Annotated in this window: 20 protein-coding genes and 3 tRNA genes; 5 read left to right on the forward strand and 18 right to left on the reverse strand. The window is 73.3% G+C overall.

Annotated elements, in window-relative coordinates:
* Window positions 1-103: 103 nt before the first annotated feature.
* A complete protein-coding gene (locus tag ABEA43_RS24040) occupies window positions 104-646 on the reverse strand; it encodes a CGNR zinc finger domain-containing protein (RefSeq protein ID WP_345565057.1) in 543 nt (180 codons plus the stop codon).
* 89 nt (window positions 647-735) lie between these two features.
* On the opposite strand from ABEA43_RS24040, the gene ABEA43_RS24045 reads away from it, so the two are divergent.
* Window positions 736-2,130, forward strand: coding sequence for an MFS transporter (locus ABEA43_RS24045; RefSeq protein WP_345565058.1), 1,395 nt, complete (start codon window positions 736-738; stop codon window positions 2,128-2,130).
* On the opposite strand, the gene ABEA43_RS24050 is transcribed toward ABEA43_RS24045, so the two are convergent.
* The 3 genes from ABEA43_RS24050 to ABEA43_RS24060 are packed head-to-tail and all read right to left on the reverse strand — an operon-like array spanning window position 2,111 to window position 4,047.
* Window positions 2,111-2,767 (reverse strand): Rossmann-fold NAD(P)-binding domain-containing protein, encoded by a 657-nt coding sequence (locus ABEA43_RS24050; RefSeq protein ID WP_345565059.1) that lies wholly within the window; start codon window positions 2,765-2,767, stop codon window positions 2,111-2,113. The genes ABEA43_RS24045 and ABEA43_RS24050 overlap by 20 nt on opposite strands.
* 45 nt (window positions 2,768-2,812) lie before the next feature.
* On the reverse strand, window positions 2,813-3,268 hold the full coding sequence (locus tag ABEA43_RS24055; RefSeq protein ID WP_345565060.1) for a DUF4291 family protein: 456 nt from the start codon (window positions 3,266-3,268) through the stop codon (window positions 2,813-2,815).
* A 41-nt stretch (window positions 3,269-3,309) separates the two neighbouring features.
* A complete protein-coding gene (locus ABEA43_RS24060; RefSeq protein WP_345565062.1) occupies window positions 3,310-4,047 on the reverse strand; it encodes an IclR family transcriptional regulator in 738 nt (245 codons plus the stop codon).
* A gap of 71 nt (window positions 4,048-4,118) precedes the next feature.
* Here ABEA43_RS24060 and ABEA43_RS24065 point away from each other — a divergent pair, with 71 nt between their 5' ends.
* Together ABEA43_RS24065 and ABEA43_RS24070 are read left to right on the forward strand one after the other, a co-directional pair.
* Entirely contained in the window at window positions 4,119-4,487 is a 369-nt protein-coding gene (locus tag ABEA43_RS24065; RefSeq protein ID WP_345565063.1) for a metal-sulfur cluster assembly factor, read from the forward strand.
* On the forward strand, window positions 4,484-5,467 hold the full coding sequence (locus tag ABEA43_RS24070) for an amidohydrolase family protein (RefSeq protein ID WP_345565065.1): 984 nt from the start codon (window positions 4,484-4,486) through the stop codon (window positions 5,465-5,467). Before ABEA43_RS24065 ends, ABEA43_RS24070 begins: the two co-directional genes overlap by 4 nt.
* On the opposite strand, the gene rodA is transcribed toward ABEA43_RS24070, so the two are convergent.
* The 14 genes from rodA to ABEA43_RS24140 form a co-directional block, all read right to left on the reverse strand.
* Entirely contained in the window at window positions 5,429-6,565 is a 1,137-nt protein-coding gene (gene rodA, locus ABEA43_RS24075) for a rod shape-determining protein RodA (protein WP_345565067.1), read from the reverse strand. The genes ABEA43_RS24070 and rodA overlap by 39 nt on opposite strands.
* A gap of 64 nt (window positions 6,566-6,629) precedes the next feature.
* Entirely contained in the window at window positions 6,630-8,483 is a 1,854-nt protein-coding gene (gene mrdA / locus ABEA43_RS24080; RefSeq protein WP_345565068.1) for a penicillin-binding protein 2, read from the reverse strand.
* Complete coding sequence (locus ABEA43_RS24085) at window positions 8,476-9,006, reverse strand: rod shape-determining protein MreD (RefSeq protein ID WP_345565070.1); 531 nt, start codon at window positions 9,004-9,006, stop codon at window positions 8,476-8,478. Before ABEA43_RS24085 ends, mrdA begins: the two co-directional genes overlap by 8 nt.
* 3 nt (window positions 9,007-9,009) lie before the next feature.
* Complete coding sequence (mreC, locus tag ABEA43_RS24090; RefSeq protein WP_345565071.1) at window positions 9,010-9,828, reverse strand: rod shape-determining protein MreC; 819 nt, start codon at window positions 9,826-9,828, stop codon at window positions 9,010-9,012.
* On the reverse strand, window positions 9,825-11,057 hold the full coding sequence (mreB, locus tag ABEA43_RS24095) for a rod shape-determining protein (protein WP_345565073.1): 1,233 nt from the start codon (window positions 11,055-11,057) through the stop codon (window positions 9,825-9,827). Before mreB ends, mreC begins: the two co-directional genes overlap by 4 nt.
* 113 nt (window positions 11,058-11,170) lie before the next feature.
* Window positions 11,171-13,063: a hypothetical protein gene (locus ABEA43_RS24100; protein ID WP_345565075.1), complete on the reverse strand. Its 1,893-nt coding sequence runs from the start codon at window positions 13,061-13,063 to the stop codon at window positions 11,171-11,173.
* A 190-nt stretch (window positions 13,064-13,253) separates the two neighbouring features.
* A complete protein-coding gene (locus tag ABEA43_RS24105) occupies window positions 13,254-13,688 on the reverse strand; it encodes a nuclear transport factor 2 family protein (protein ID WP_345565076.1) in 435 nt (144 codons plus the stop codon).
* 15 nt (window positions 13,689-13,703) lie between these two features.
* On the reverse strand, window positions 13,704-14,216 hold the full coding sequence (locus ABEA43_RS24110) for a nitroreductase family protein (protein WP_345565077.1): 513 nt from the start codon (window positions 14,214-14,216) through the stop codon (window positions 13,704-13,706).
* A 10-nt stretch (window positions 14,217-14,226) separates the two neighbouring features.
* Window positions 14,227-17,271: a hypothetical protein gene (locus tag ABEA43_RS24115; RefSeq protein WP_345565079.1), complete on the reverse strand. Its 3,045-nt coding sequence runs from the start codon at window positions 17,269-17,271 to the stop codon at window positions 14,227-14,229.
* Window positions 17,272-17,456: 185 nt separating this feature from the next.
* Window positions 17,457-17,531 (reverse strand) — tRNA-Val (locus ABEA43_RS24120).
* Between the two features lie 6 nt (window positions 17,532-17,537).
* Window positions 17,538-17,608, reverse strand: a tRNA-Cys gene (locus ABEA43_RS24125).
* Window positions 17,609-17,623: 15 nt separating this feature from the next.
* A tRNA-Gly gene (locus tag ABEA43_RS24130) sits at window positions 17,624-17,695 on the reverse strand.
* Window positions 17,696-17,776: 81 nt separating this feature from the next.
* Entirely contained in the window at window positions 17,777-18,502 is a 726-nt protein-coding gene (locus ABEA43_RS24135) for an SDR family oxidoreductase (RefSeq protein WP_345565080.1), read from the reverse strand.
* Between the two features lie 32 nt (window positions 18,503-18,534).
* Window positions 18,535-19,734, reverse strand: a complete 1,200-nt coding sequence (locus tag ABEA43_RS24140; RefSeq protein ID WP_345565082.1) for a hypothetical protein — start codon at window positions 19,732-19,734, stop codon at window positions 18,535-18,537.
* A gap of 112 nt (window positions 19,735-19,846) precedes the next feature.
* Here ABEA43_RS24140 and ABEA43_RS24145 point away from each other — a divergent pair, with 112 nt between their 5' ends.
* Window positions 19,847-20,398: a hemerythrin domain-containing protein gene (locus ABEA43_RS24145; protein WP_345565083.1), complete on the forward strand. Its 552-nt coding sequence runs from the start codon at window positions 19,847-19,849 to the stop codon at window positions 20,396-20,398.
* Between the two features lie 105 nt (window positions 20,399-20,503).
* Window positions 20,504-21,214, forward strand: a complete 711-nt coding sequence (locus ABEA43_RS24150; RefSeq protein ID WP_345565085.1) for an ArsR/SmtB family transcription factor — start codon at window positions 20,504-20,506, stop codon at window positions 21,212-21,214.
* The last annotated feature ends 5 nt before the right edge of the window (window positions 21,215-21,219 follow it).

Below are 21,219 nucleotides of genomic sequence, written 5' to 3' on the forward strand. Positions count from 1 at the left end.
CACCATCCATGACTGTTGAATCTTTGACGGCTAGGGTAGCGCTGAGGGGTGCTCAGATATTCCATCATCCCCTGACCCGTCTCTTGGTCGCAGCGCGGGCGTCTCAGCCCTGGTGCTGGCCTCGGGCGCGGAACGCGGCGGCCTTGGCGCGGTTGCCGCAGCCGCGCATGTCGCACCAGCGGCGGGTGCGCCGGTGCGAGGCGTCGATGTAGAGCCGGGTGCAGGGGTTCGCCTCGCACTCCCTGATCAGCGCGGCGTGCGGGCCGCCGAGCAGCTCGGCGGCGGCGCGTGCGGTGCTGGAGAGCGCGGCGCGCAGGTCGCCCGAGCGCTCCAGCCCGCCGGGTCCGAGCGTGACCCCGGCGGGCGCGTGCCCGGCGGCCTCGTTGAGCAGGAGCCGGTCCGCCTCGTCGTACGCGGATCCGGTACGGGCCGCGGTGGCCAGCCGGTAGATCGACTCGCGCAGCCTGGCGGCCAGGGCGAGGTCGTCGTCGCGCACGGCGGGCGGCTCGTCGAGGAGCCCGGCGGACACCGTCCACCTGGCCAGATCCTCGGGGTTGTCCAGGAGGTCGACGCGTCCGCCGCGCCGCTGGCCGACGGTGCCCGCGAGGTCGAGGCCGAGGTTTCCGCTGATGAAGGTGAAGTCCACCCGCCCATAGTAACCGGATTGACAAGTTACTTTGATGGCTGCCAAGGTTCATAACCGACAAGTCCGGTTATTTTGTGAAAGGTGTGGTCGTGGCGACGACGATCTCCCGGGGCGGCGTCCGCCGCCATGGGGCCCGGCATCGCTGGGTGATCCTGGCCGTGGGGGTCGGGGCACAGGGCAGCTTCGCGGCGATGTTCTCCGGCATCCCGGTCACCGGGATCGCGATGCGTTCCGGGTACCACCTGTCCACCGGCGCGCTCGGCGTCGTCCTGGCCTGCCTCGGGCTGGGTGTGGCGGTGTCGGACCTCGTGTGGGGGCTGCTGACGGACAGGTACGGCGACCGGCGCATCCTGCTGACCGGCCTCACCGCGACCGGGGCGGTGCTGGCGCTGATGTCCGCGACCGTCACCCCGGCGGACGGGGCCGGGATCGTCGCGCTGGGGGCCAGCCTGCTGGTCGCCGGGGCGCTGGGCGGCAGCGTCAACGGCGCTTCCGGGCGGGCGGTCATGACCTGGTTCGCGGACGGGGAGCGCGGGCTGGCCATGAGCATCCGCCAGACGGCCATCCCCGCCGGCGGCGCGGTGGGCGTCGCGCTGCTGCCCTGGCTGGCGGAGACGTACGGCTTCCGCGCCGTCTACGCGGCCCCGGCGGCCTTCTGCCTCCTGGCGGCGGCGTCGACCTGGCGCTGGCTCCACGAGCCGGACCACACGCCCACCCCCGGCACGGGTGCGGGGGCGGATCCGGGAGCGGGCCCTGCGGCGGTTCAAGGGGCGGATCCGGGAGCGGGCCCAAAGGCGGATCCAGCGGTGGGTCCAGAAAAGCGTCCGCAAGCGCCGCCATCGCCATCGCCGTCGCCATCGCCGTCGCCGTCGCCGTCGGCATCGCCGTCGGCGGGCACCCTGCGCTCGCCGCTGCGGCGCTGGGACGTCTGGCGGCTGGCCCTGTCCTGCGCGCTGCTCACGGTCCCGCAGTTCGCCGTCCTGTCCTTCACCGCCATCTTCCTGCACGACGTCAAGGGCGGAGGCGCGACCCTGGCCAGCGTCACGGTCATGATCGCCCAGATCGGCGGCGGCGCGGCCCGGATCTGGACCGGCAGGCGTACCGACCGGCGCGGCGGACGGCGTGCCTACCTGCGCGGCATCGGCGCGCTGACCGGGATCGCCATGGCGGCGGCGGCCGTCCTCACGGACGCGCCCACCCCGGTCACCGTCGCCGCCCTCGCGCTCGGCGGCCTGCTGGCCAACTCCTGGCACGGCGTGGCCTACACCGAGATCGCCGACATGGCGGGCGCGGCCAGGGCGGGGACGGCGCTGGGCCTCCTGGGCACCGCGCTCTTCGGCGCCGGGTTCCTCACCCCGCTGCTGATCCCGGCGGTCCTCGGCCACACCTCCTGGGAGGTCGTCTGGGCGCTGACGGCGGCGCTGTCGCTGCTCGCCATCCCCCTGGCGCCGGGCCGCCCGCGCGCTACGACGCCAGCGCGTTGATGTCGGCGGGGCCCAGGATCCGCTCGGGCGCGCCCCGCTCGGCCACGGTGATCATGGCCAGGCCGATCTGCTCGGTCGTGGTCACCGCCGCCGGGAACAGCCGCCTGATCAGGGGGAAGAGCGGCCGGGCCACGACGTAGGCCAGCCGGTAGACCCGGGTACGGGACGTCACGCCGTACATCGGCTGGATGAAGCCGGGCCGGAACATGTAGGCCCGGAGCGGCAGGTCGAGCAGCGCGTTCTCGGTGGCGCCCTTCACCCGGGCCCACATCGCCCGCCCGTTCGCGTCGGTGCCGGCGCCGGAGACGTACACGAAGGTCGAGCCGGGGCTGAGCCGAGCCAGCGTGCCCGCCACGGACAGCGTGAAGTCGTAGGTGATCAGCCGGTAGTCCCGCTCGCTCATCCCCGCCGACGACACCCCCAGGCAGAAGAAGCACGCGTCGTAGCCGGCCAGCTCGCCCTCGATCGCGGACAGGTCGAGCAGGTCGTCGTGGCGCAGCTCACGCAGCTTGCCCCGCACGGGACCCACGGGGGACCGGCCGACCGCGAGCACCTCGGTCACCCGATCGTCGGCCAGGCACTCCCGCAGCACCCCGCGCCCGACCATGCCGGTGGCCCCGAAAAGGATCACTCTCATTCATGCCCCCGGCTCCATGTCAGCGTGACGACCTCTCACATGCTCTCAGGGCGAAGCTGAGACGCTGACGCTTTGTGTCTCTAGGAGAGCTTCAGTCGGGCTGATGCGGGATTCGGCCGGGATCGCGCCGACCGTCTCCGTGAGCTCGCCGGTCAGCGGGTAGGGCCGCTCGGCCGGCAGCAGCGCGCGTACGTCCGCGCCCGCCCTGACCGCCGCGTGCAGCTCACGGACCCGGTCGGTGATGTCGGCGATCCCCAGCGTCCACTCCGTCACGTAACGCCGGACCGCCTCCCCGGACAGCCCGATCTGGATCGACCGGTACGGCAGCGCGTCGTGCCCCACCCCCCGCTCCGGGTCCCACTGGATCCGCTCCATCCTGAACGGCGCCACGAACCGCTGCGCCGCGACGGCGGGGCCGGCGATCGCGGCGTCGTAAGCCTGGTAGACGGTGATCGACTCATCGGTGTAGGCGGCGCGGATCTGCCGGTAGGGGACGTTCATGCCGGACAGCCTGGCGAAGATCCGCACCGGCGGGCAACGGGTTATGCCCGCGACAGGTCCCGGACGGCGGCCCCGAGACGGGCGACCGCCCGCGGCGGGATGGCCAGGCCGCGGGTCGAGATGCCGATCGCCCAGCGCGTGCCGGGCACCACGGCGCCCGCGCACGCCACCTGCTCCCTGAACTGCCCGTGCTCCTCCACCACCTGCCCGGGCCGCAGCACCGCCAGCTCCTTCTCCAGGTCCTCCAGGCTCGCAGGGGTCGAGGAGGTGAAGCGCGGCAGGCCGTACTCGGTCAGGAGGCCGCGGCGGACGCGGGACGGGAGGGAGAGCAGCAGCGCCTTGCCGAGCGCGGTGGCGTGCGGGGCGGTCTCCAGCCCCGCCTGCAGGTCCTCCAGCCAGGGCGAGCGTGGCCCCTCGGCCACGTCCACCACCATCAGCCGCCCGTCGTCGAGCTGGGCCAGGTAGGCGGTGTGGCCGGAGTCGGCGGCCAGGTGGCGCAGCACCGCCGAGGCCATCGGCGGCCGTTCGAAGGCCTCCAGCATCTCGTGGAACCGCGCGGCCACCTGTGAGCCGAGCAGGTAGTCGCCGTCGGGCCGCCGGTGCAGGTAGCCCTCGTAACTCAGGGTGCGGACCAGATGGTAGGAGGTGGACAGGTTGAGGCCGCAGCGGCGGGCGATGACCTTGACCGACAGCGGCCGGTCGGCCCGCGCGACCTCCTCCAGCACGCGGAGCGCGCGGGAGACGCTGCGGATCAGATCGCTGGGTTGTTCGCCGGTCATCCATCCAGCATGTGCGCCATTTGAAAATCGGACGCCTACCCCGGGCGGCACAGCCGTCCGACGATGAGGCCATGCCGGAGATACCGCAGTGGGCCAGTCAGGCGCTTTCCGGGGTCTACGACCCGTGCTGCAGGGAGAAGGGCATCTCGGTGGTGGAGATGGGCCTGATCAGGTCCGTCGAGGTGGACGGCGGCGGCCGGGCCCGGGTGGAGCTGCTGCTGACCTCGGGCTGGTGCCCGTTCGCCGCCAGGGTGCTCACCGAGGTGCGCGACCGCATCGAGGAGCAGCCGGGGGTCAGCGAGGCGGAGGTGGAGGTCGTGTGGGACGAGGCGTGGACGGTGGACCGGCTCTCCCCGCGAGCGGCCCGCCTGCTGCGCTTCCTGCCCGCGCCCGCCGACGTGCCCGACAGGGAGGCCTACATCAGGGAGGAACTGAGATGATCGACGATTTCTTCGTGTTCGACAGCGTGGCCCACGTGTTCAACTTCGAGCCCAAGAACGCCTACGGCTCGGCCGGGCAGATGTTCTCCAACCACCTGTACGCCTTCCACACCACCCTCACCCCGGAGGGCGAGCCCAAGCTGCCGCCGGAGGAGTTCCTGAGGCAGTGGACGATCGACGACATCCGGCGCATGGTCTACGAAGAGTCCGACACGGACATGCTGGTCGCGATGCCGCTGCCGCTCACCGACCTCTACCACGACGGCCTGTCGCCGTGGCAGGAGTGCGCGGAGCTGGCCGCCCGCGACCCGGACCGCACGATCTTCTGGGGCACGGTCAACCCGCTCGAAGGCCGCAAGGCGCTCGACCTGATGGAACGCCAGGTGGGGGAGTACAACGCCCGCGCGTTCAAGCTCTACAACGTCCGCTACGACTACGGCTCGCCCTACCCGTGGCGCATGGACGACCCGCGGGTGGCCTTCCCCATCTTCGAGAAGGCCCGCGACCTGGGCATCAACCTGATCGGCGTGCACAAGGGCGTGCCGCTGGGCCCGCAGCCGATCGAGCACACCCAGACGTGGGACATGGACGGCGCCGCCGCGAACTTCCCCGACATCAACTTCGTCATCTTCCACGTCGGCCTGCCGTTCCTGGACGAGACCTGCTGGCAGCTCATCCGCTACCCCAACCTGTACGCCGACATCGCCGCCACGATCAACTTCATCGTCCGTGCGCCCAGGATGTTCGCCGAGATCATCGGCAAGCTGCTCTTCTGGTGCGGCGAAGACAAAATCATCTACGGCTCGGAGGCGCCGATCTTCCATCCGCAGTGGGCGCTGCGGGCGTTCAGGGACTTCACGATCCCGCAGGACCTCTGCGACGGGTACGGCTACCCGCAGCTCACCGACCAGGCCAAGCGCAAGATCCTGGGCGAGAACCTGCTAAGGCTGCATGGCCTTGGTCCTGTGCACGGCCTGTAGGAGCCCGATCGCCAGCAGCCCGGCGACCGTGGCGGAGCCGCCGTACGACACGAACGGCAGCGGCACCCCCACGATCGGCATGAGCCCCACCGTCATGCCCACGTTCAGGAACGTCTGGAAGGCGATCCACGACACGATGCCGCCCGCCAGCACGCTCCCGTACGGCGAGTGGCTGTGCCGCGCGATCGCCAGCCCGCGCCACAGCAGCGCGCACACGACCAGCACGATGACCGCCGCGCCGACGAATCCCAGCTCCTCGCCCGCCACGGTGAAGATGAAGTCGGTGTGCTGCTCGGGAACGAAGTGCCCGGCCGTCTGCTCGCCGTTGAACAGCCCCTTGCCGTAGAGGCCGCCGGATCCGATGGCGATGCGCGCCTGGGCGGCGTTGTACCCCACGCCGCCCGGGTCGGCCCCCGGGTTGGCCAGCACGAGCAGCCGCTGGATCTGGTACGGGCGGACGAGCCCGAGCTGCCACGCCGCCGCCCCCGCCCCCACGGCGCCGGCCGCGAGCACCAGGAGCCACCGCTTGGGCGCCCCCGACACCAGCAGCGCCCCGGCGACCATGGCCGCGAACACCAGCATCGTCCCCACGTCCGGCTGCAACGCGATCAGCCCGATGGGCACCGCCGCCAGCACCAGCGCCAGCAGCACCCCGCCGAACCCCGGCCGCCGCTGCCCGTCGCGCAGCTCGCCGAGCGGCACCGCGAACGCCAGCGCGAGCGCCACCTTCGCGAACTCCGACGGCTGGAACTGCACCCCGGGGGCCAGCACGATCCACGAGTGCGCCCCGTTCACCCGCACGCCCAGCGGGGTCAGCACGCCCGCCAGCGACGCCAGCGCCAGCACGTACGCCAGCGGCACGTACGCCCGCAGCACCCGCAGATCGACCCGGGACACCAGCCACATCAGCACCAGCCCCGCGCCCACGCTCACCGCCTGCCGCACCAGCAGCGAGTAGCCGCCCCCCGCCCGCGTGGCCGACCACACCAGCAGCAGCCCCACCACGGACAGGGCCAGCGCCAGCAGCGTCAGCACCCGATCGGGCGGCGCCAGCGAAGGCGCCCACACGACCCGCCGCTTACCGGAAATCGCGATCATCGCCGCCTCCGCGCCCCGGGCCCGCCCGCGATCACGGCAGCCGCCGCGCCCGGCTCGCCCGTGATCATCGCCGCTCCCGCAGGCCGAGTATGCCTTCCCAGATGGCGCGGGCCGCCGGGGCCGCCCCCTCGGCGCCCCTGCCGCCCTCCGACAGCACGACGACCACCGTGTAGGCGGGATCGGGCGCGAACGAGGCGAACCAGGAGGTGTCCCGCCGCCCGAACGACTCCGCCGTCCCCGTCTTCCCGGCCACCGCGATCTTCCCGAACGGGAAGCCCTTGAAGGCCCCCTCGGCCGTCCCCGACCGCGGCACCTGGCTCAGCGCCTGCCGCATGAACCGCAGCGTCTCCGCCGACGCCGGCAGCCGCCCGGCCACCGGCGGTGTGATCGTCTCGACCGGCGCCCCGTCGGCGCGGACCACCCGCAGGCCGACCCGCGGGCTGTGCAGCGTCCCGCCGTTGGCGATGGCCGCGTACGCCCGCGCGAGCTGCAGCGGCGTCACCAGCACGCCGCCCTGCCCGATGGAGAAGTTGGCCGCGTCGCCGCCCCGCCACACGCCGCCGCCCCGGCAGTTCTCGGCGGCGATCGCCGTCAGGTACGCCGCCCGCCCCCGATCGGCCAGCTCCGGATAGCCCTTGACCGCCCTGCGGCAGCTCTCCTTGCGCGTGGCCTGCCAGTACGCCTTCTTCGACGCCGGGTCCGGCACCGCGCCGGCCGCCTCGCCCGGCAGGTCCACGCCGGTGGGACGGCCGAAGCCGAACCCGCGCGCGGTCTTCTGCATGACGCCCGACCCGCGCGCCCAGAGCTCGTCGGCGATCCGGTAGAAGATCGTGTCGCACGACTGCACCAGCGCCCCGTGCATGGTCATGAGGCCCAGGTCGGCACTGGCGAAGTTGCGGAACACCCGGTTGCCCACCGTGTAGCCGCTCGGGCAGCCGTAGGTCGCGCCGAGACCGTACCCGGCGTTCGCGGCGGCGGCCACGGAGGCGACCTTCCAGGTGGAGCCCGGCGCCCACTCGCCCTGCACGGCGCGCGACAGCAGCGGCAGGGCCTTGTACTCGCGGGCCGTCACGCCGTCGGTCCACACCGCCGGGTCGTAGGCGGGCCGCCCGGCCAGCGCGACGACCCGGCCGGTGCCCGACTCCAGCACGACGGCCGCGCCCGACGACCCGCCGGTCCCGGCCAGGCCGCGGCCGAGCGCCTGCTCCGCGATGGTCTGGATGCGGGAGTCGATGCTGGTCACGAGCGTGTCGCCGGGCACGGGCCGATCCTCGCGGATGGTCCTGGTGACGCGGCCGGTGTTGTCCACGGCCACGTCACGCCGGCCGGCCCGGCCCGCCAGGCGGGAGTCGTACACGCCTTCGAGCCCGTCACGGCCCTTGGCGCCCTGCACGTACCCGAGCGTGTGCGCCGCCGCCGCGCCGAACGGATAGACGCGGACCGGCCGCAGCTCCGTCAGCACGCCGGGGAAGTCCTGCTGCCGCTCGCTGATCTGCAGCGCCGCCGGCACGGTGACGCCCTCGGCGACCGGGATCGGCTCGTACGGCGAGCCCTGCCAGCACGGCTGCGGGATCTCCGGCCCGCACAGCCTGACCTTCTCCGCGAGCTGCCGGTACGGCTGCCCGAGCACCTTCCCGAGCCGCGTGAGCACGGCCTCCCCGCCGTCGGGCTGGTGCGCCAGCTCGACGGCGTTCACCGTGACCACGGGCCTGGTCTTGTTGGTGACCAGGGGGCGACCGGCCACGTCGAGGATCTGCCCCCTCGTCGCCGGCAGCGACACGGTCCTGATCCGCACGTCGGCCGCCGCCTGGACGTAGTGGGCCCCGCTGACCACCTGCAGGAACCACAGCCGCCCGACCAGCGTGAGCAGCATCGACGTGACGACCAGCCGCAGCACGAACAGCCTGGCCCTAGACACGGCGCATCGCCACCCGCGGTTCCAGGACGGACGGCCTGCGCCGCAGCAGCACCGCGCCCGCCAGCGCCCCGAGCACCACCGTCCACGCGAGCGTCAGCGGCAGCCAGGCCAGCACCGACGCCCAGGGCTCGTCGCCGAGCCCCGCGGCCGCCGCGGCCTGCGCGATCGTGCCCAGCGCCGCGGCCGCCCCGGCCAGCATCAGCGACCGCCCCGCCGTGCCGGGCTCGGACTGGGGGAGCTCCCACCGGGCCGCGCCCGGTGCTCCGCCCTCCCGCCACCGGCCGGCCAGCAGGCCGACCAGGGACAGCACCAGCGCGGTACGCCCGACCGTGCCGTCAGCGGGCGGCGTCACATCGGCGGCCAGCCCGGCCACCAGCCCGGCCAGGCACCCCCAGACCGGCCCCCTGGCCAGCGCCAGCCACACCACGGCCAGCGTCACCAGATCGGGACCGCCCCACGGCGACCGGTTGACCAGCAGCACCTGCAGCAGCGGAGCCGCGAACACCAGCAGCACCAGCCCCATGGCTCACCTCACCGCCGCCGGCACGATCACCGCCACGAGGCCGAGCGCGGAGAGCCGGGCGGCGGGCCGCACCAGCGCCGTGCGCGTGGCCGCGCCCGGCACGCTCTCGATCGCGGTGACCACGCCGATGGGCACCCCGGACACGTACGGCCGCGCGCCCGCCGAGCCGAGCGTCACCACCTCGTCCCCGGCCCGCAGCGGCGCGTTCGGGTCGAACAGGCTCAGCCGCAGCAGCCCCTCGCCCGGCACGCCCGTGACCACGCCCAGCTCACCGGAGCCGGCCATGCGCGCGCCCACGGACGAGGCGGCGTCGGTGATCAGGGACACCGAGGCCGTCGAAGGCCCCGCCCAGGTGACCTTGCCGACCAGGCCGTCGGCGTTCAGCACGGTGACGTCCCGCGCGACGCCGGCGGAGAGCCCCGCGTCGATGGCGATGCTCTGGCCCCTGCCGAACCCCACCACATGGGCCGCCACGCCGCGATGCCGGCCCACGGCCGCGGCCAGCCGGTCGAGCCGGTCGCCCTTGGCATCCGCCTGCGCGCCTCCGGCGGCCTGGGCGCCGGGCTGGGCGCGTGCCGCCAGCAGGTCGGCGCGCAGCGTGGCGTTCTCCCGCTCCAGCGCGCGCAGGCGCTGGTCGCCGCCGGGCGATCCGCCGCCGAACCAGCCGCCGATCGACCGGGTGACCGAGCCGGTCGCATTCTCGATCGTGCCGTACAGGGCCGAGCCCGCCACGCGTACCGGGGTCAGGGGCGTCACCGCACGGTCGACCACGACCAGCAGGACACCCATGAGGAGCACGAGCAGGACGGCCGTCCGCCTCACCGGCGTGACCAATCGGGCAGCAGGACGTCGCGCATGGCCTGGAAGCGCTCGACGCAGCGGCCCGCGCCGAGCGCCACCGAGTAGAGGGGCTTGTCCACGACCCTGATGGGCATGCCCGTGGCGTTGCCCAGCCGCTCGGCCAGGCCGCGTAACAGCGCGCCGCCGCCGGTCAGCACGATGCCGTTGTCGAGCAGGTCGCCCGCCAGCTCCGCCGGGCACTGGTCGAGCGTCGTCTGCACGGCGTCGATGATGGCCTGCACCTCGTCCTCGATGGCCTCGCTGATCTGCTCGGCCGTGAGCGTCGCCGTCTTCGGCAGCCCGCTGACCAGGTCACGGCCGCGTACCGGGGCGGAGGCCCCTGGTTCGAGCGCGCGCGGCCCCGCGGCCAGCGTCACCGCCTCGGCCTTGGCCCTGGACCTGAACGGGTTCCAGCGGTGCGGCGCGGGCGGCGGCTCGGGCTCCTCCTCGGTCACCGTGGCGAGGGCGGTGTCGCCGTGCGCGGCGGGGACGCCGACCCGGTGCCGGCCCTTGGGCGACGAATCGGCGTCGCGGGCGCCCACGGGCTCGGGCCGCACCATGCCCAGGTCGATCTTCAGCCGCTCGGCCGTACGCTCGCCGAGCAGCAGCGCGTGCTCCTTCTTCGTGTAGGCGATGATCGCCTCGTCCAGCTCGTCGCCGCCGACGCGCAGCGACTTGGCGACCACGACGCCGCTCATGGACACGATGGCGACCTCGGTGGTGCCGCCGCCGATGTCGACGACCATGTTGCCGGTCGCCTCGCTCACCTTGAGCCCGGCGCCGATCGCCGCCGCCATCGGCTCCTCGATGATGTGGACGCGGCGCGCGCCCGCCTCGTAGGCGGCCTCCTTGACCGCCCGCTGCTCGATGGAGGTGGTGCCGCTGGGGACGGCCACGACGATGCGCGGCTTGGCCAGGAACCTGCTGGGATGCGCCTTCTGGATGAACATGCGCAGCATGCGCTCCGCCGCGTCCAGATCCGCGATGACGCCGTCCTTGAGCGGCCTGATCGTGGCGATGTGCGGGGGCGTGCGGCCCATCATCCGCTTGGCCGCCTTGCCCACGGCCACGACGGTGTTCTTGTGAAGGTTGATCGCGATGACGGAGGGCTCGTTCAGCACGATGCCCTTCCTGCGGACGTAGACGAGTGTGTTCGCGGTGCCGAGGTCGACCGCTATGTCATGACCGAGGAAACCCAATGCGAATGCCATGGATTGCACAGCCTTCCGACCGGGAGGGCAGGGGGACACTACCCGCCTTCGCGCTGCCCGCAGCGGTTTGACCACAAACGTATTAACTCTGTAGCCGTAGACGTCGTCGCAGGTCAGCCGGGGGTATAGGAGCAGCGCGTGCCGGTGCGCACGGTCGCCCGCAACTCGTCGCCGATGACGGGATCCGCTATCGCGACGCGTTCGACGGCACGCCTGATCGCCTTGCCGACGGCCGTCCTGGCCCGTTTCTCGCCGCCGGTGAAGCCGCGGGCCCGCCCGCCCAGCCCCGTCGCCGAGGCGAGCTCGGCGACCAGCCAGTCGCGCTCGGCTCGCCGCGCCTGCGCCTGCTGGCGCTGGTGGTTCGACTCCAGCTCGTCGATCTCGGCGTCGAGCTGCGCGAGCCTGTTCTTGTACGCCCGCCCGGCCGGCCCGTCGAGCACCGGCTGCGCGGCCGGCGGGCTGGTGGCGGGCGCTGGGGCGGGCGCTGGGGCGGGCTGCACCGAGCCCGCCGCCAGGTCCGTGGCCGTGATCTCCTGCCCGGGGTTGGCCAGCAGCGCCGCCAGGTGCGTCATGCCCACGCTGTGGTCCACGAGCACCGCTCGCGCCCCGAGCTCCACCCGCCACTGCGAGCCGCTGGGCCGGCAGGTGACCCGGCTGGTCAGGTGGCGCGGTAGCACCATGTCCAGCGCCCTGGCCTCCTGCGCGGCCAGGGCCAGCTCCCGCCGCGCCGTCTCGTCCCTGGGGCCGTCGCGCAGCGCGAGCGCCTGACCCAGGCGGGAGCGGGACAGCGCCACGGCGGGCCAGTGCCCCAGCGCCAGGTTGTGGTGGACGGCCGTGCGCAGGTGACCGACCGCCCGGTCCGGGTCGCCCGCCGTGATGGCGGCCACGCCCAGGCTGTGGTGCACGGACCCGAAGCAGGCGACGCCCGGGCTCGTGATCGCCGGCAGCTCCGCGTACGGGGCCAGCAACGCCGCAGCCCTGGCCGCCAGCTCGGCGTCGTCCAGCAGGTCGGCCGCCTCCACGATCGCGTACATGGAGATCAGCCAGGTGCTCGTGCGCGGCAGGTCGGCCAGCACGCTGCCGCGCAGCCTGGCCAGCATGCCCTCGGCCAGCCGCCGGTCGCCCGCCGCCGCGGCGGCCACCGCCAGGCCGGCGTAGGGGGAGTCGTCGACCGCGCTGATCATGGGCGAGTTCAGCAGGCCGGTCAGCAGGGGGACGAGCTCGCCGATCCGGCCCTGGTACCAGCGGATGGCGGCGAGCTGGCAGCCGTACCAGCCGGTGGCGTCGTGATCGCCCGCGGCCACGCCCAGGTCGTGGCAGGTGGCGGCCCGCTCCTCGGCCCGCCCGAACCTGCCGTCGCGGACGCAGAGCATCACCTCGATCGCGCTGAGTACGAACCCGGCCGCCTGGTGCGGCTCTTCGCGCAGCGCGGCACGCAGCTCGCCGAGCGCCCGTTCGGCGTGCGGGTCGCCCTCCAGGAGCAGGTCCACGGCGTACCACAGCAGGCCCATGAGCAGGTCGGCGCGGCGGCCCGTACGGGAGGCCACCCCGATCAGCTCCCTGGCCAGCTCCAGCCGCAGCTCCCCGAGCCCGGGGCCGAGCACGCAGTGGTGGGCCAGGCTCAGCGCCTCGGCCAGCGCCACCGGATCGTCCGCGGCCCGCGTCTCGGCCACCAGCGCCAGGATCGCGTCCCTGCCGCCGCTGCGATAGTCGTCCTCGGCGGCCAGCCTGGCCCGCAGCCGCAGGGCCAGCGAGGAGCCGGGATCGAGCAGCGACAGCGCCTCGCGCTGGCGCACCCGCACCATGGCCGCCCCGGCGGCCGTCCTGTGCTCGTGCACCCAGACCCCGCCCAGGCCCAGCGCGGCGCGGGCCATCGCGTCATGGTCACCCCGCTGCCCGGCCTCGCGGAAGGCGACGTCGAAGCGCTCGCGCGCCCGTCGCATGTCCCCCTTGACGAGCAGCGCGTGCTCTCCGTCCAGCAGAGCCCACTCCAGCGCCTCAATCACCGGTCTACCCCCGTGGCAGCCTGTCCTCATCGCGCTTACGGCACGTGAACACCCGCGGGGGTGGCGGGCCCCAATCCGCTTCCCCAGGCCGATGAACGCACGGGTGAACAATCTGGAGACGGCTCCCATCCGTCGTCCGGTTCAATTCCACACCAAACGGGAACGAATGGGAACCGAATTGATGCCCGGCTCAGCGGGCGGTGCGCCAGCTCTGCTCCTCCACCAGCTCAGCGCTGCGCCAGCCGTCGGCGGTGCGGCGCAGGCGGTGGTGGTACCAGCCGCCGCCGTGCAGGAACCCCTCGGTGTCCGCCGCGACCATGTCCCGCGTCGGGGCCAGGGTGTCGGTGAAAGGGGCGCTCACCCGGGCCTCGCCGTCGCCGTCGAAGTCGATCGTGGGGGAGCCGATCAGGTGCAGGCGGCCCGGCCAGTGCGCCAGCACGTCGGCCAGCCACGCCTTGACCTCGTCCCTGGTGCCCCTGATGCCGCCCGCGGAGCTGTAGTCGATCACCGCGTCGGCGCTGAACACCTCGTCGAGCAGGTCCCACCGGCCCGAGTCGATGGCATGGGTGTAGCGGGCCAGCAGACCGGTGATCTCCAGCCGGTCGGCGACTTCCTGCGTGTCCATGGAGTGATCGTCGCGTCAGAAGCGCTCGATGACCAGATCCCGCAGGGGCCTGCGTCCGCGCGGGATCGCCGGGGTGCCCGGCGGGGCGGGGGCCGGATGGCCGAGCGAGATGGCCGTACGGACGTGCCAGGGCTCGTGCAGGCCGGTCAGCGCGGTGGCCTTACCGGCGTTCTCCGCGGGGAAGAACGAGGCTGGGCAGGTGCCGAGGCCCAGGACGTGGGCGGCGAGCATGATGTTCTGGGCGGCCCGGCCCGCGTCGAACTCCGCGTCCTGCGTGCTCAGCGTGGCGTCCACGGCCAGCAGGATCGCCACGGGCGCGCCCGCCAGGTGCCCGGCGTAGGCCCCGAGCAGGCTGAGCTCCCGCAGGAGAGCCCGGTCGCGGACCACCGCGAAACGCCACGGCTGGCGGTTGCGCGCCGAGCCCGACCAGCGCCCCGCCTCCAGGACCGCGGTCACCTGCTCGTCCCCGACGGGCGCCGCGGTGAACGTGCGGGTGGCTCTGAGACTCGTGATCAGCTCCAGGGACATGCGTGCCAGGCTAGCTCCGCAGCAGTCCGGCCAGCCGCTCGGCCGGCACCCGTACGGTGAACGGCGCGCAGCCGGTGCAGAAGTAGCCGCGCCCGAAGGTCAGCTCCACGGCCTGCGCGCCCCTGTTGACCAGCAGCCGCTCGTTGTCCACGGTCACGGTCCGCGGGTTCTGGCCCTTCGGCATGTACGGCCGCACCGCCCCGGCCATCCGCCGCCGTCCCTCCAGGGTGAACACGGCGGGGGTGAAGAGCTCGCGCACGGTGAGCGCCCGCCGGCCGGCCAGGTCGTAGTTGACCGCCCGCCCGGTCTCCTGCCCGGCCCCTTTCGCGATGGAGTAGCGCACCGAGATCATCGCGGCGTCGTTGCGCACGACGACATAGGTGCTCCTGACCAGGGCGGAGGACTCCGGCTGCGCGCGCAGACCGCGCAGCGTGCCGTCCACCTCCGTCCGGATCGGGTCGATCAGGGCCGCGTTGACGTGCGCCGCGCCGCCGCCCTCCGCCTGCGGGTAGGAGACGTCGATCACCAGGCGGGGCCGCACCTCGTGCCAGGCGGCCGTCCTGAGCACGACCGGCTCGGGCGCCGGCGTCCCCCGTACGAGCGGCGCCGCCGCCACCAGGACCAGCACGCCGGCCCCGTACAGCAGCACCTTCCGCCGCACGGTCACCACCAGGCCCGCGACCACGAACGGCCCGGCCAGGAAGCCCATCTGCAGCCCCTGGGGCCCCAGCGTCGCCAGCCCGCCGGCCACCACCGACAGCCCCCACACGGTGAGCCAGGCGGACGTGCGCCGCTCCTCCAGGTTCACCTTCATGAGCCCGAGATAGACCAGCCCGGCCAGCAGCACGACGTAGAGCGCGCCCGAGAGGTTCTCCATCGCCGCCTGCGTGACGGCCAGGGCGGGCAGCGCGAGAAGAAGATCACCGGCCTGCTGCGCGGGACCCCAGAGCCCCCGGATCGCGCCCGCCACCACGGCCAGCACCAGCGCGGCCCCGCCCGCCCGCGCCGCCAGCAGGGCGCGCGCCCGCCGGCCGGGCACCTGCTCGCGGACCTGCTCCTTCCAGGCCCGGTAGCGCTCGACCGCCTTCTCCCACGTCTCCTCGCCCTCCAGCTCCAGGATGCGCGCGAACCTGGTCACGCCGACCTGCGAATGTGCGATGAACAGCAGCGCCCCGAACACCGGCACGGCGAACGCGGTGAACCACGCCGCCTCCTCGGCCGGCACGATGCCCAGCAGCCGGTCGCCGGTCAGCGCGTGGCCGGCGACGGCGCCCGCGTTCCAGGCCAGCGCGGCGGCCAGCGCGAGCGCGGCCACCAGCACCAGGTACGACGAGGCCGGGAAGAGCCGGACGAGCTGGCCGCGCACCGCGAAGTAGACCAGCACCGCCGCGGACACCGCGAACGCCGCCACCACCGCCCATAACCACACCACGACGGTCCGGTCCAGCGCCGGATCGGGCGGGGCCAGGAACGCCAGCGCCCGCAACGGCACCGGGGCGTCCTCGTCGAGCAGCCGCCGCGTCAGCGAGGTGAAGCGCGAGGTGACGGCCACGCAGAAGTACGTCAGCGCGAGCGCGGCCCCCGCCACCAGCAGGCTCCACCGGCGGTCGGGCCGCACGGGGTCCGGCTCGGGGGGCGGCCGCTCCCTGCCGGGCAGCAGCCGTTGCAGGCCCGTGGCGGCCAGCGCGAGCAGCACCGGAGGCAGGGCGACCTGCGCGGGCTCGGCGACCAGCGCCGCCGCGAGGTCGCGCGCGTACTCGGCCGCCCAGGCGGGATCCAGCGGCGCGGCCAGGAGCAGCTCGCGCATGCCGCGGTCGATCGCCACGACGGCCGCGTACACGACCGGGGCCGCGCTGAGCGCGATCCAGGCCAGGACGAACGCGCGCCCGGGACGGCCCTCCACCGGCAGCCGCCGCCGCAGCACCCCTTCGAGCGAGCCGGCCGCGACGGCGGCGAGCACCACGGCGATCTGGTCGAAGTAGCCCAGGGACAGGGGTAACCAGGCGAGCAGCGGCTGGTCCCGCAGCAGCACGCTCCACACCACCGACCACCCGGCGACCAGGCACGGCAGCACCCACGCCCGCGGCCGGAACGCCCGCCCGCCCTTCGCCGCCCCGGCAGCCGGTTTTTCGGCGGTGGCCTGTCCTTTCGCGGTGGCCCTTCCTTTGGCGGCGGCCTTTCCTTTAGCGGTGGCTTGTCCTTCGGCGGTAGCCTCCCCTTCGGCGGTGGCCGATCCTTCGCCGGCGCGTCCGGCCGCAGCGGGGATCGTGCGCGTCGCGGCCAGCGCCAGGAGCGCGGACAGCAGCGCCGTCGCCATCCCCCACGAGGCCGCGTACGTCAGGTACCCGGAGAACGGCACGCCCTGCAGCCGCGCCCACAGGAGCATGCCCAGCACACCGGCCGGGCCGCCGGTGAGGCCCCAGCAGACGAGCACCCCGACCCGCGACCGCCCGAACCCGGACCACCGGAACACGGCGTAGGCCCCGCCCGTCAGCACCACGGAGAAGGCGACCAGCGTCGCCACCGTGCCCGCCACCCCACCCGCGACCGTGCCCGGGATGGTGCCAGGGACGATGCCAGTAACCCCGCCCGACGCGCCGCCGTGACCCAGACCGGGAAAGACCAGCACCCCACCGAGCGCCCGGCCCAGCAGGAAGCCGCCCACCGGCGGCAGCGCGCACAGGCCCGAGACGACCAGCGTGACGCCGGCGACCGCGAGCAGGAACACCCGCGTCGTCCTGACCCCGCCCCCACCCGCGCCCTGCCCCGCCCCGCCCTTCGGCGCGTCGGCCTCCGCCGCGCCGACCTTTTTCGGGTCGGTCTTCTCCGGGGCCGCCTTACGCTCGCCGGCCTTCCCGCCGCCCGCCTTCGTCGCGCCGGCTTTCTCAGCATCGGCTTTCTCTGGGCCGGCTTTCTCTGGACCGGTCTTCTTGGGGTCGGCTTTCTCTGGACCGGTCTTCTTGGAGTCGGCCTTCTTCGCGCCCGCCTTCTTCGCGCCCGCCTTGGTCTTGTCCGTCGGCTGATTGCCGGGCATCCGCATGCCAATGGTCTGCACGCCTGTCATCTGCCCGCCGCGAGCCCCGACATGGCTCGCGGCCCCTGCCGCCCAGCGGATGGTGACCGGGAAGTGTCCGCCGGGTCAGCACCGAACACGGCACCCAGCCGCAGAAGGCCGAAAGCCCCAGAAACGCCGACAAAAGCGACGAGCCCCAGGCCATGGCCCGGGGCTCGTCAGAAAGCTGGTGGACGATACTGGGATTGAACCAGTGACCTCTTCCGTGTCAGGGAAGCGCTCTCCCGCTGAGCTAATCGTCCTTGCAGAGGTGGCGACGGGATTTGAACCCGTGTGCGCGGCTTTGCAGGCCGCTGCCTCGCCTCTCGGCCACGCCACCGAGCCGAAAGCTCCGAGCGGAAGACGGGATTCGAACCCGCGACCCTCACCTTGGCAAGGTGATGCTCTACCACTGAGCCACTTCCGCGTCCGCCCGCTTACCGCCGGGCGACGAGAGAACTCTAGCGAATCCTCGCCGAGTCCCCAAACTGGAATACGCCCGCCCTGCTCACGAATGGCCCCCGTTGACGGTGATGCGCTGTCCGGTGACGAACGCGCCCCCCTCCGAGGCCAGGTACGACACCGCCGCCGCGACGTCGTCGGGCGTGCCGATCCGGCGCAGCGGCACCTCCTCCCGGTAGGCGCTCGGGTCGAGGCCCGAGTGCCGCTCCACCGGGATCCAGCCGGGCGCGACGACGTTCACCGTGACGCCGTACGGGCCCAGCTCGCGAGCCCACGCCGCGGTCAGTGCGTGCTGCGCGCCTTTGGCCGCGATGTAGGCGGACATGCCGGGCAGGTTGCGGTCCACGATGTCGGAGCCGATCTGGACGACCCGGCCGCCGCCGCGTTCCTTCATGCCCGGCAACACCGCCTGCACCAGCAGCGTCGGGCTCTTGACGAAGAACGTCAGCTGATCGAGGTGTGCCTGCCAGCTGAGGTCCTCGAAGGGGATCGACGGCTGAGGCCCCGTCGCGTTGGCGACCAGCACGTCCACCGGCCCGAGCCGCTCGGCGACCGCGACGGCCAGCCCGGCCACGTCGGCCTCGTCCGTGACGTCGGCGTCGAACGCCTCGGCGATCCCGCCCGCGGCGCGGATCCCGGTCACCACCCGCTCCGCCCCCGCGCCGTCGGAGTAGTAGTTGACGGCCACGGCCAGGCCGTCGGCGGCCAGCCGGCGCGCGATCACGGCTCCCAGGCCGCGGGACGCACCGGTGACGAGGGCGACTGTTGTCATGAGAACCGACCCTAACCGCTGGGGTCCGGTCGTCAGCGGCTGGGCTGGAGTCCCGCCGGAGCCGGCCCTTCGGTCTCCAGGCGGTACTCCGCGCCGGAGATGGCCCGGTTGTCCTCGACGACCTGTTCCGACGGGGGCTGCCCGCCGCTCATGATCGTCGACTGCATCGCGGAGAACCGCTCGTGGGGCTCGTGCGCGTACCCGGTGCCCTCCGTCGTGCGGCCGACCTGGGTGGCGAGCAGGTCCCGTACGTACGCCTTGTTCGGCTCGAACGTCACGGGCGGCGGCAGCGCCGGCGCGAGCACCTGGTCGGGATCGCGCCCGTCGAACCGCCTGAACAGCTCGGCCGCCAGCCGGAGGTGCTCCAGCTCCATGCCGAGGTGCAGCTCCCAGACGCCCTTCACCCGGGGGTCGGGCTCGGTCTCCATGAAGGAGTAGTAGAGGTAGCACTCGTTGTACTCGTGGTTGAGCAGCCGCTCCCACCAGCTCTCGGCCGGATCCGCGAGCGACTCGTAGTGGGTGACGTGCTGCTCCCCGACCATCGCCAGCTCCTGGCAGAGCCCGCGCGCGATCGGCTCGATGCAGGTGGGCCCGGCGTTCATGAGGTAGCTCGTGATCTGCTGCTCGGCCGACATGAGCGTGAGCACGTGCAGCCTGGACAGCGGCTCGGTCATGCTCCTGTCGTACGGCCGGCGCACGTTGTCCGCCGGGTCCCGGTGCTGCAGGTACGACGGCCGCCCCGGCAGCACCTCGGTCAGCCGCCCGACCACCTTCTCCGCCGCGCGGTGCTCGATCAGCTCGTACAGGTTCGCGAACCTGTAGAGGTGGTCGACGTGTTCGAGCAGCACGAACTCGCAGGACTGCCTCAGATACGGGTCCGGCTCCATCCTGGCCGCCCACGCCGTCAGATCCACCGCGGCCTGCTCGTAGGCGATCATCGTCTCCGTCACCGACGCCACACCGGGCAGCAGCCGGCTCACGGCCTCCTGCTGCTGCGCCTCGATGTAGCGGACCCGGGCGAGCTGCTGCCTGATCTCGAGGTCGGGGCAGTGCCTGGCGAGCTGGTGGCTGAACGTGATCGCCTCCGCCTCGACGCCGTTCATCGTGAGGATCCGGCACCGGGTGTGCGGATCCGCGTGATCGGGGTCGATGGGGGCGACGTCCAGCTCCCGCCAGTTCCTGAGCTGCTCGTCCAGCGGGATTCCCCGCTCCTGGAGTGGGTCGAAGGCCATGTCGCACCGCGTACCCGGCGCTTCGGACGGACAACCTCAGCGTTGCCTACGCGAACAGCCCGCGTTCGGTAAGCGAGGAATGCGGGGCCGGGTCCGGGGTAGGGGCGCTGACGTGGGGGAACACGATGTCATCGACCTGCTGGTAGCGCAGCACGGCCAGATCAGGGACCTGTTCGACGAGGTGGAGCAGGCGCCGCCGGAGAAGGTGGGCGAGGCTTTCGCCCGGCTGACGCGGCTGCTGTCCGTGCACGAGACGGCCGAGGAGGAGATCGTCCATCCGTACGCGCGCAGGAAGCTCGACAACGGCCAGGGCGTCGTCGGCGACCGGCTGACCGAGGAGAACAAGGCCAAACGGCTCCTCCTCGACCTGCACAAGGCGGGGGTGGACGACCCGTCGTTCTGGGACCGGCTGGCGGAGCTGCGTGCCGCCGTGACGGCGCACGCGCGCAGCGAGGAGCGCTACGAGTTCGCCAGGCTGCGCGAGCACACCTCCGTGGCCGAGCGCCGCGCGATGGCGGCGGCGGTCCGGGCGGCCGAGGCCCTCGCGCCGGTACGCCCGCATCCCGGTACGGAGTCCGCCACCAGGAACCTGCTGACAGGCCCGCCACTGGCCCTCATGGACCGCGCCCGCGACCTGATCCGCAAGGCCCTCGGCGGGGGCTGACCGCCCGCCGCCGTATGCCGCCACATGCCGCCGACGCACGCCGCCCGTGCCTCACCGCCCATGCTTAGGTGCCGGGCGAAATGTCGCCGTATTACCGTGGAGCTCATGGAGTACATCGCTCGTGACGCCGACATAGCGCCCGTCGCCGCGCTCATCGCGGAGCCGACCAGGGCGGCGATCCTGACGGCCCTGCTCGGCGGGCGGGCACTGGCGGCGGGGGAGCTGGCCAGGATCTCGGGCGTCAGCGCGGCCACCGCCAGCGCCCATCTGGCCAGGCTGCTCGACGGCGGGCTCGTCGCCGTCGTGCGCCAGGGCCGCCACCGCTACTACCGCCTCGCGGGGCACGAGGTGGCCGAGGTGCTGGAGGTGCTGGCGAGGATCAGCGCCCGCCCGCCCGTACGCTCCCTGCGCCAGTCCAGGCAGGCCAAACAGCTGGAAGAGGCCCGCACCTGCTACGACCACCTGGCCGGACGGGCCGGCGTGGCCCTGCTCGACCGGCTCAGGGAGAGCGGCTGCTACGCGGGTGAGTCGGGGCTGACCGAGGCGGGCGAGCGGCTGCTGGCCGGGCTCGGCGTGGACGTCGCGGGCGCGCGCAGCTCCAGGAGGAGGTTCGCGCCCGAGTGCCTCGACTGGACCGAGCGCCGCGCGCATCTCGGCGGGGCGCTGGGCGCGGCGATCACCGAGGTGTTGTTCGAGCGCGGCTGGTTGCGGCGGGGCGCCGTGCCGCGCGCGGTGCTCGTCACCGACGAAGGCAGGGAGGGCCTGTCCGCGTTGTTCGCCGGTAAGGAGCTAACATCGCATATGCCGATTACCTAAACAGC

This window comes from Nonomuraea rosea, from assembly GCF_039539705.1.
GTDB classification, from domain to species: Bacteria; Actinomycetota; Actinomycetes; order Streptosporangiales; family Streptosporangiaceae; genus Nonomuraea; species Nonomuraea rosea.

Coding starts and splice junctions, on each gene's coding strand:
- ABEA43_RS24140 (WP_345565082.1), bottom strand. CDS start 19,734: ATGGCCTTCGACCCACTCCAGGAGCGGGGAATCCCGCTGGACGAGCAG.
- rodA (WP_345565067.1), bottom strand. CDS start 6,565: ATGATCGCGATTTCCGGTAAGCGGCGGGTCGTGTGGGCGCCTTCGCTG.
- mreB (WP_345565073.1), bottom strand. CDS start 11,057: ATGGCATTCGCATTGGGTTTCCTCGGTCATGACATAGCGGTCGACCTC.
- ABEA43_RS24050 (WP_345565059.1), bottom strand. CDS start 2,767: ATGAGAGTGATCCTTTTCGGGGCCACCGGCATGGTCGGGCGCGGGGTG.
- ABEA43_RS24065 (WP_345565063.1), top strand. CDS start 4,119: ATGCCGGAGATACCGCAGTGGGCCAGTCAGGCGCTTTCCGGGGTCTAC.
- ABEA43_RS24070 (WP_345565065.1), top strand. CDS start 4,484: ATGATCGACGATTTCTTCGTGTTCGACAGCGTGGCCCACGTGTTCAAC.
- ABEA43_RS24085 (WP_345565070.1), bottom strand. CDS start 9,006: ATGGGGCTGGTGCTGCTGGTGTTCGCGGCTCCGCTGCTGCAGGTGCTG.
- ABEA43_RS24110 (WP_345565077.1), bottom strand. CDS start 14,216: ATGTCCCTGGAGCTGATCACGAGTCTCAGAGCCACCCGCACGTTCACC.
- ABEA43_RS24060 (WP_345565062.1), bottom strand. CDS start 4,047: ATGACCGGCGAACAACCCAGCGATCTGATCCGCAGCGTCTCCCGCGCG.
- ABEA43_RS24150 (WP_345565085.1), top strand. CDS start 20,504: ATGGAGTACATCGCTCGTGACGCCGACATAGCGCCCGTCGCCGCGCTC.
- ABEA43_RS24055 (WP_345565060.1), bottom strand. CDS start 3,268: ATGAACGTCCCCTACCGGCAGATCCGCGCCGCCTACACCGATGAGTCG.
- ABEA43_RS24135 (WP_345565080.1), bottom strand. CDS start 18,502: ATGACAACAGTCGCCCTCGTCACCGGTGCGTCCCGCGGCCTGGGAGCC.
- ABEA43_RS24105 (WP_345565076.1), bottom strand. CDS start 13,688: ATGGACACGCAGGAAGTCGCCGACCGGCTGGAGATCACCGGTCTGCTG.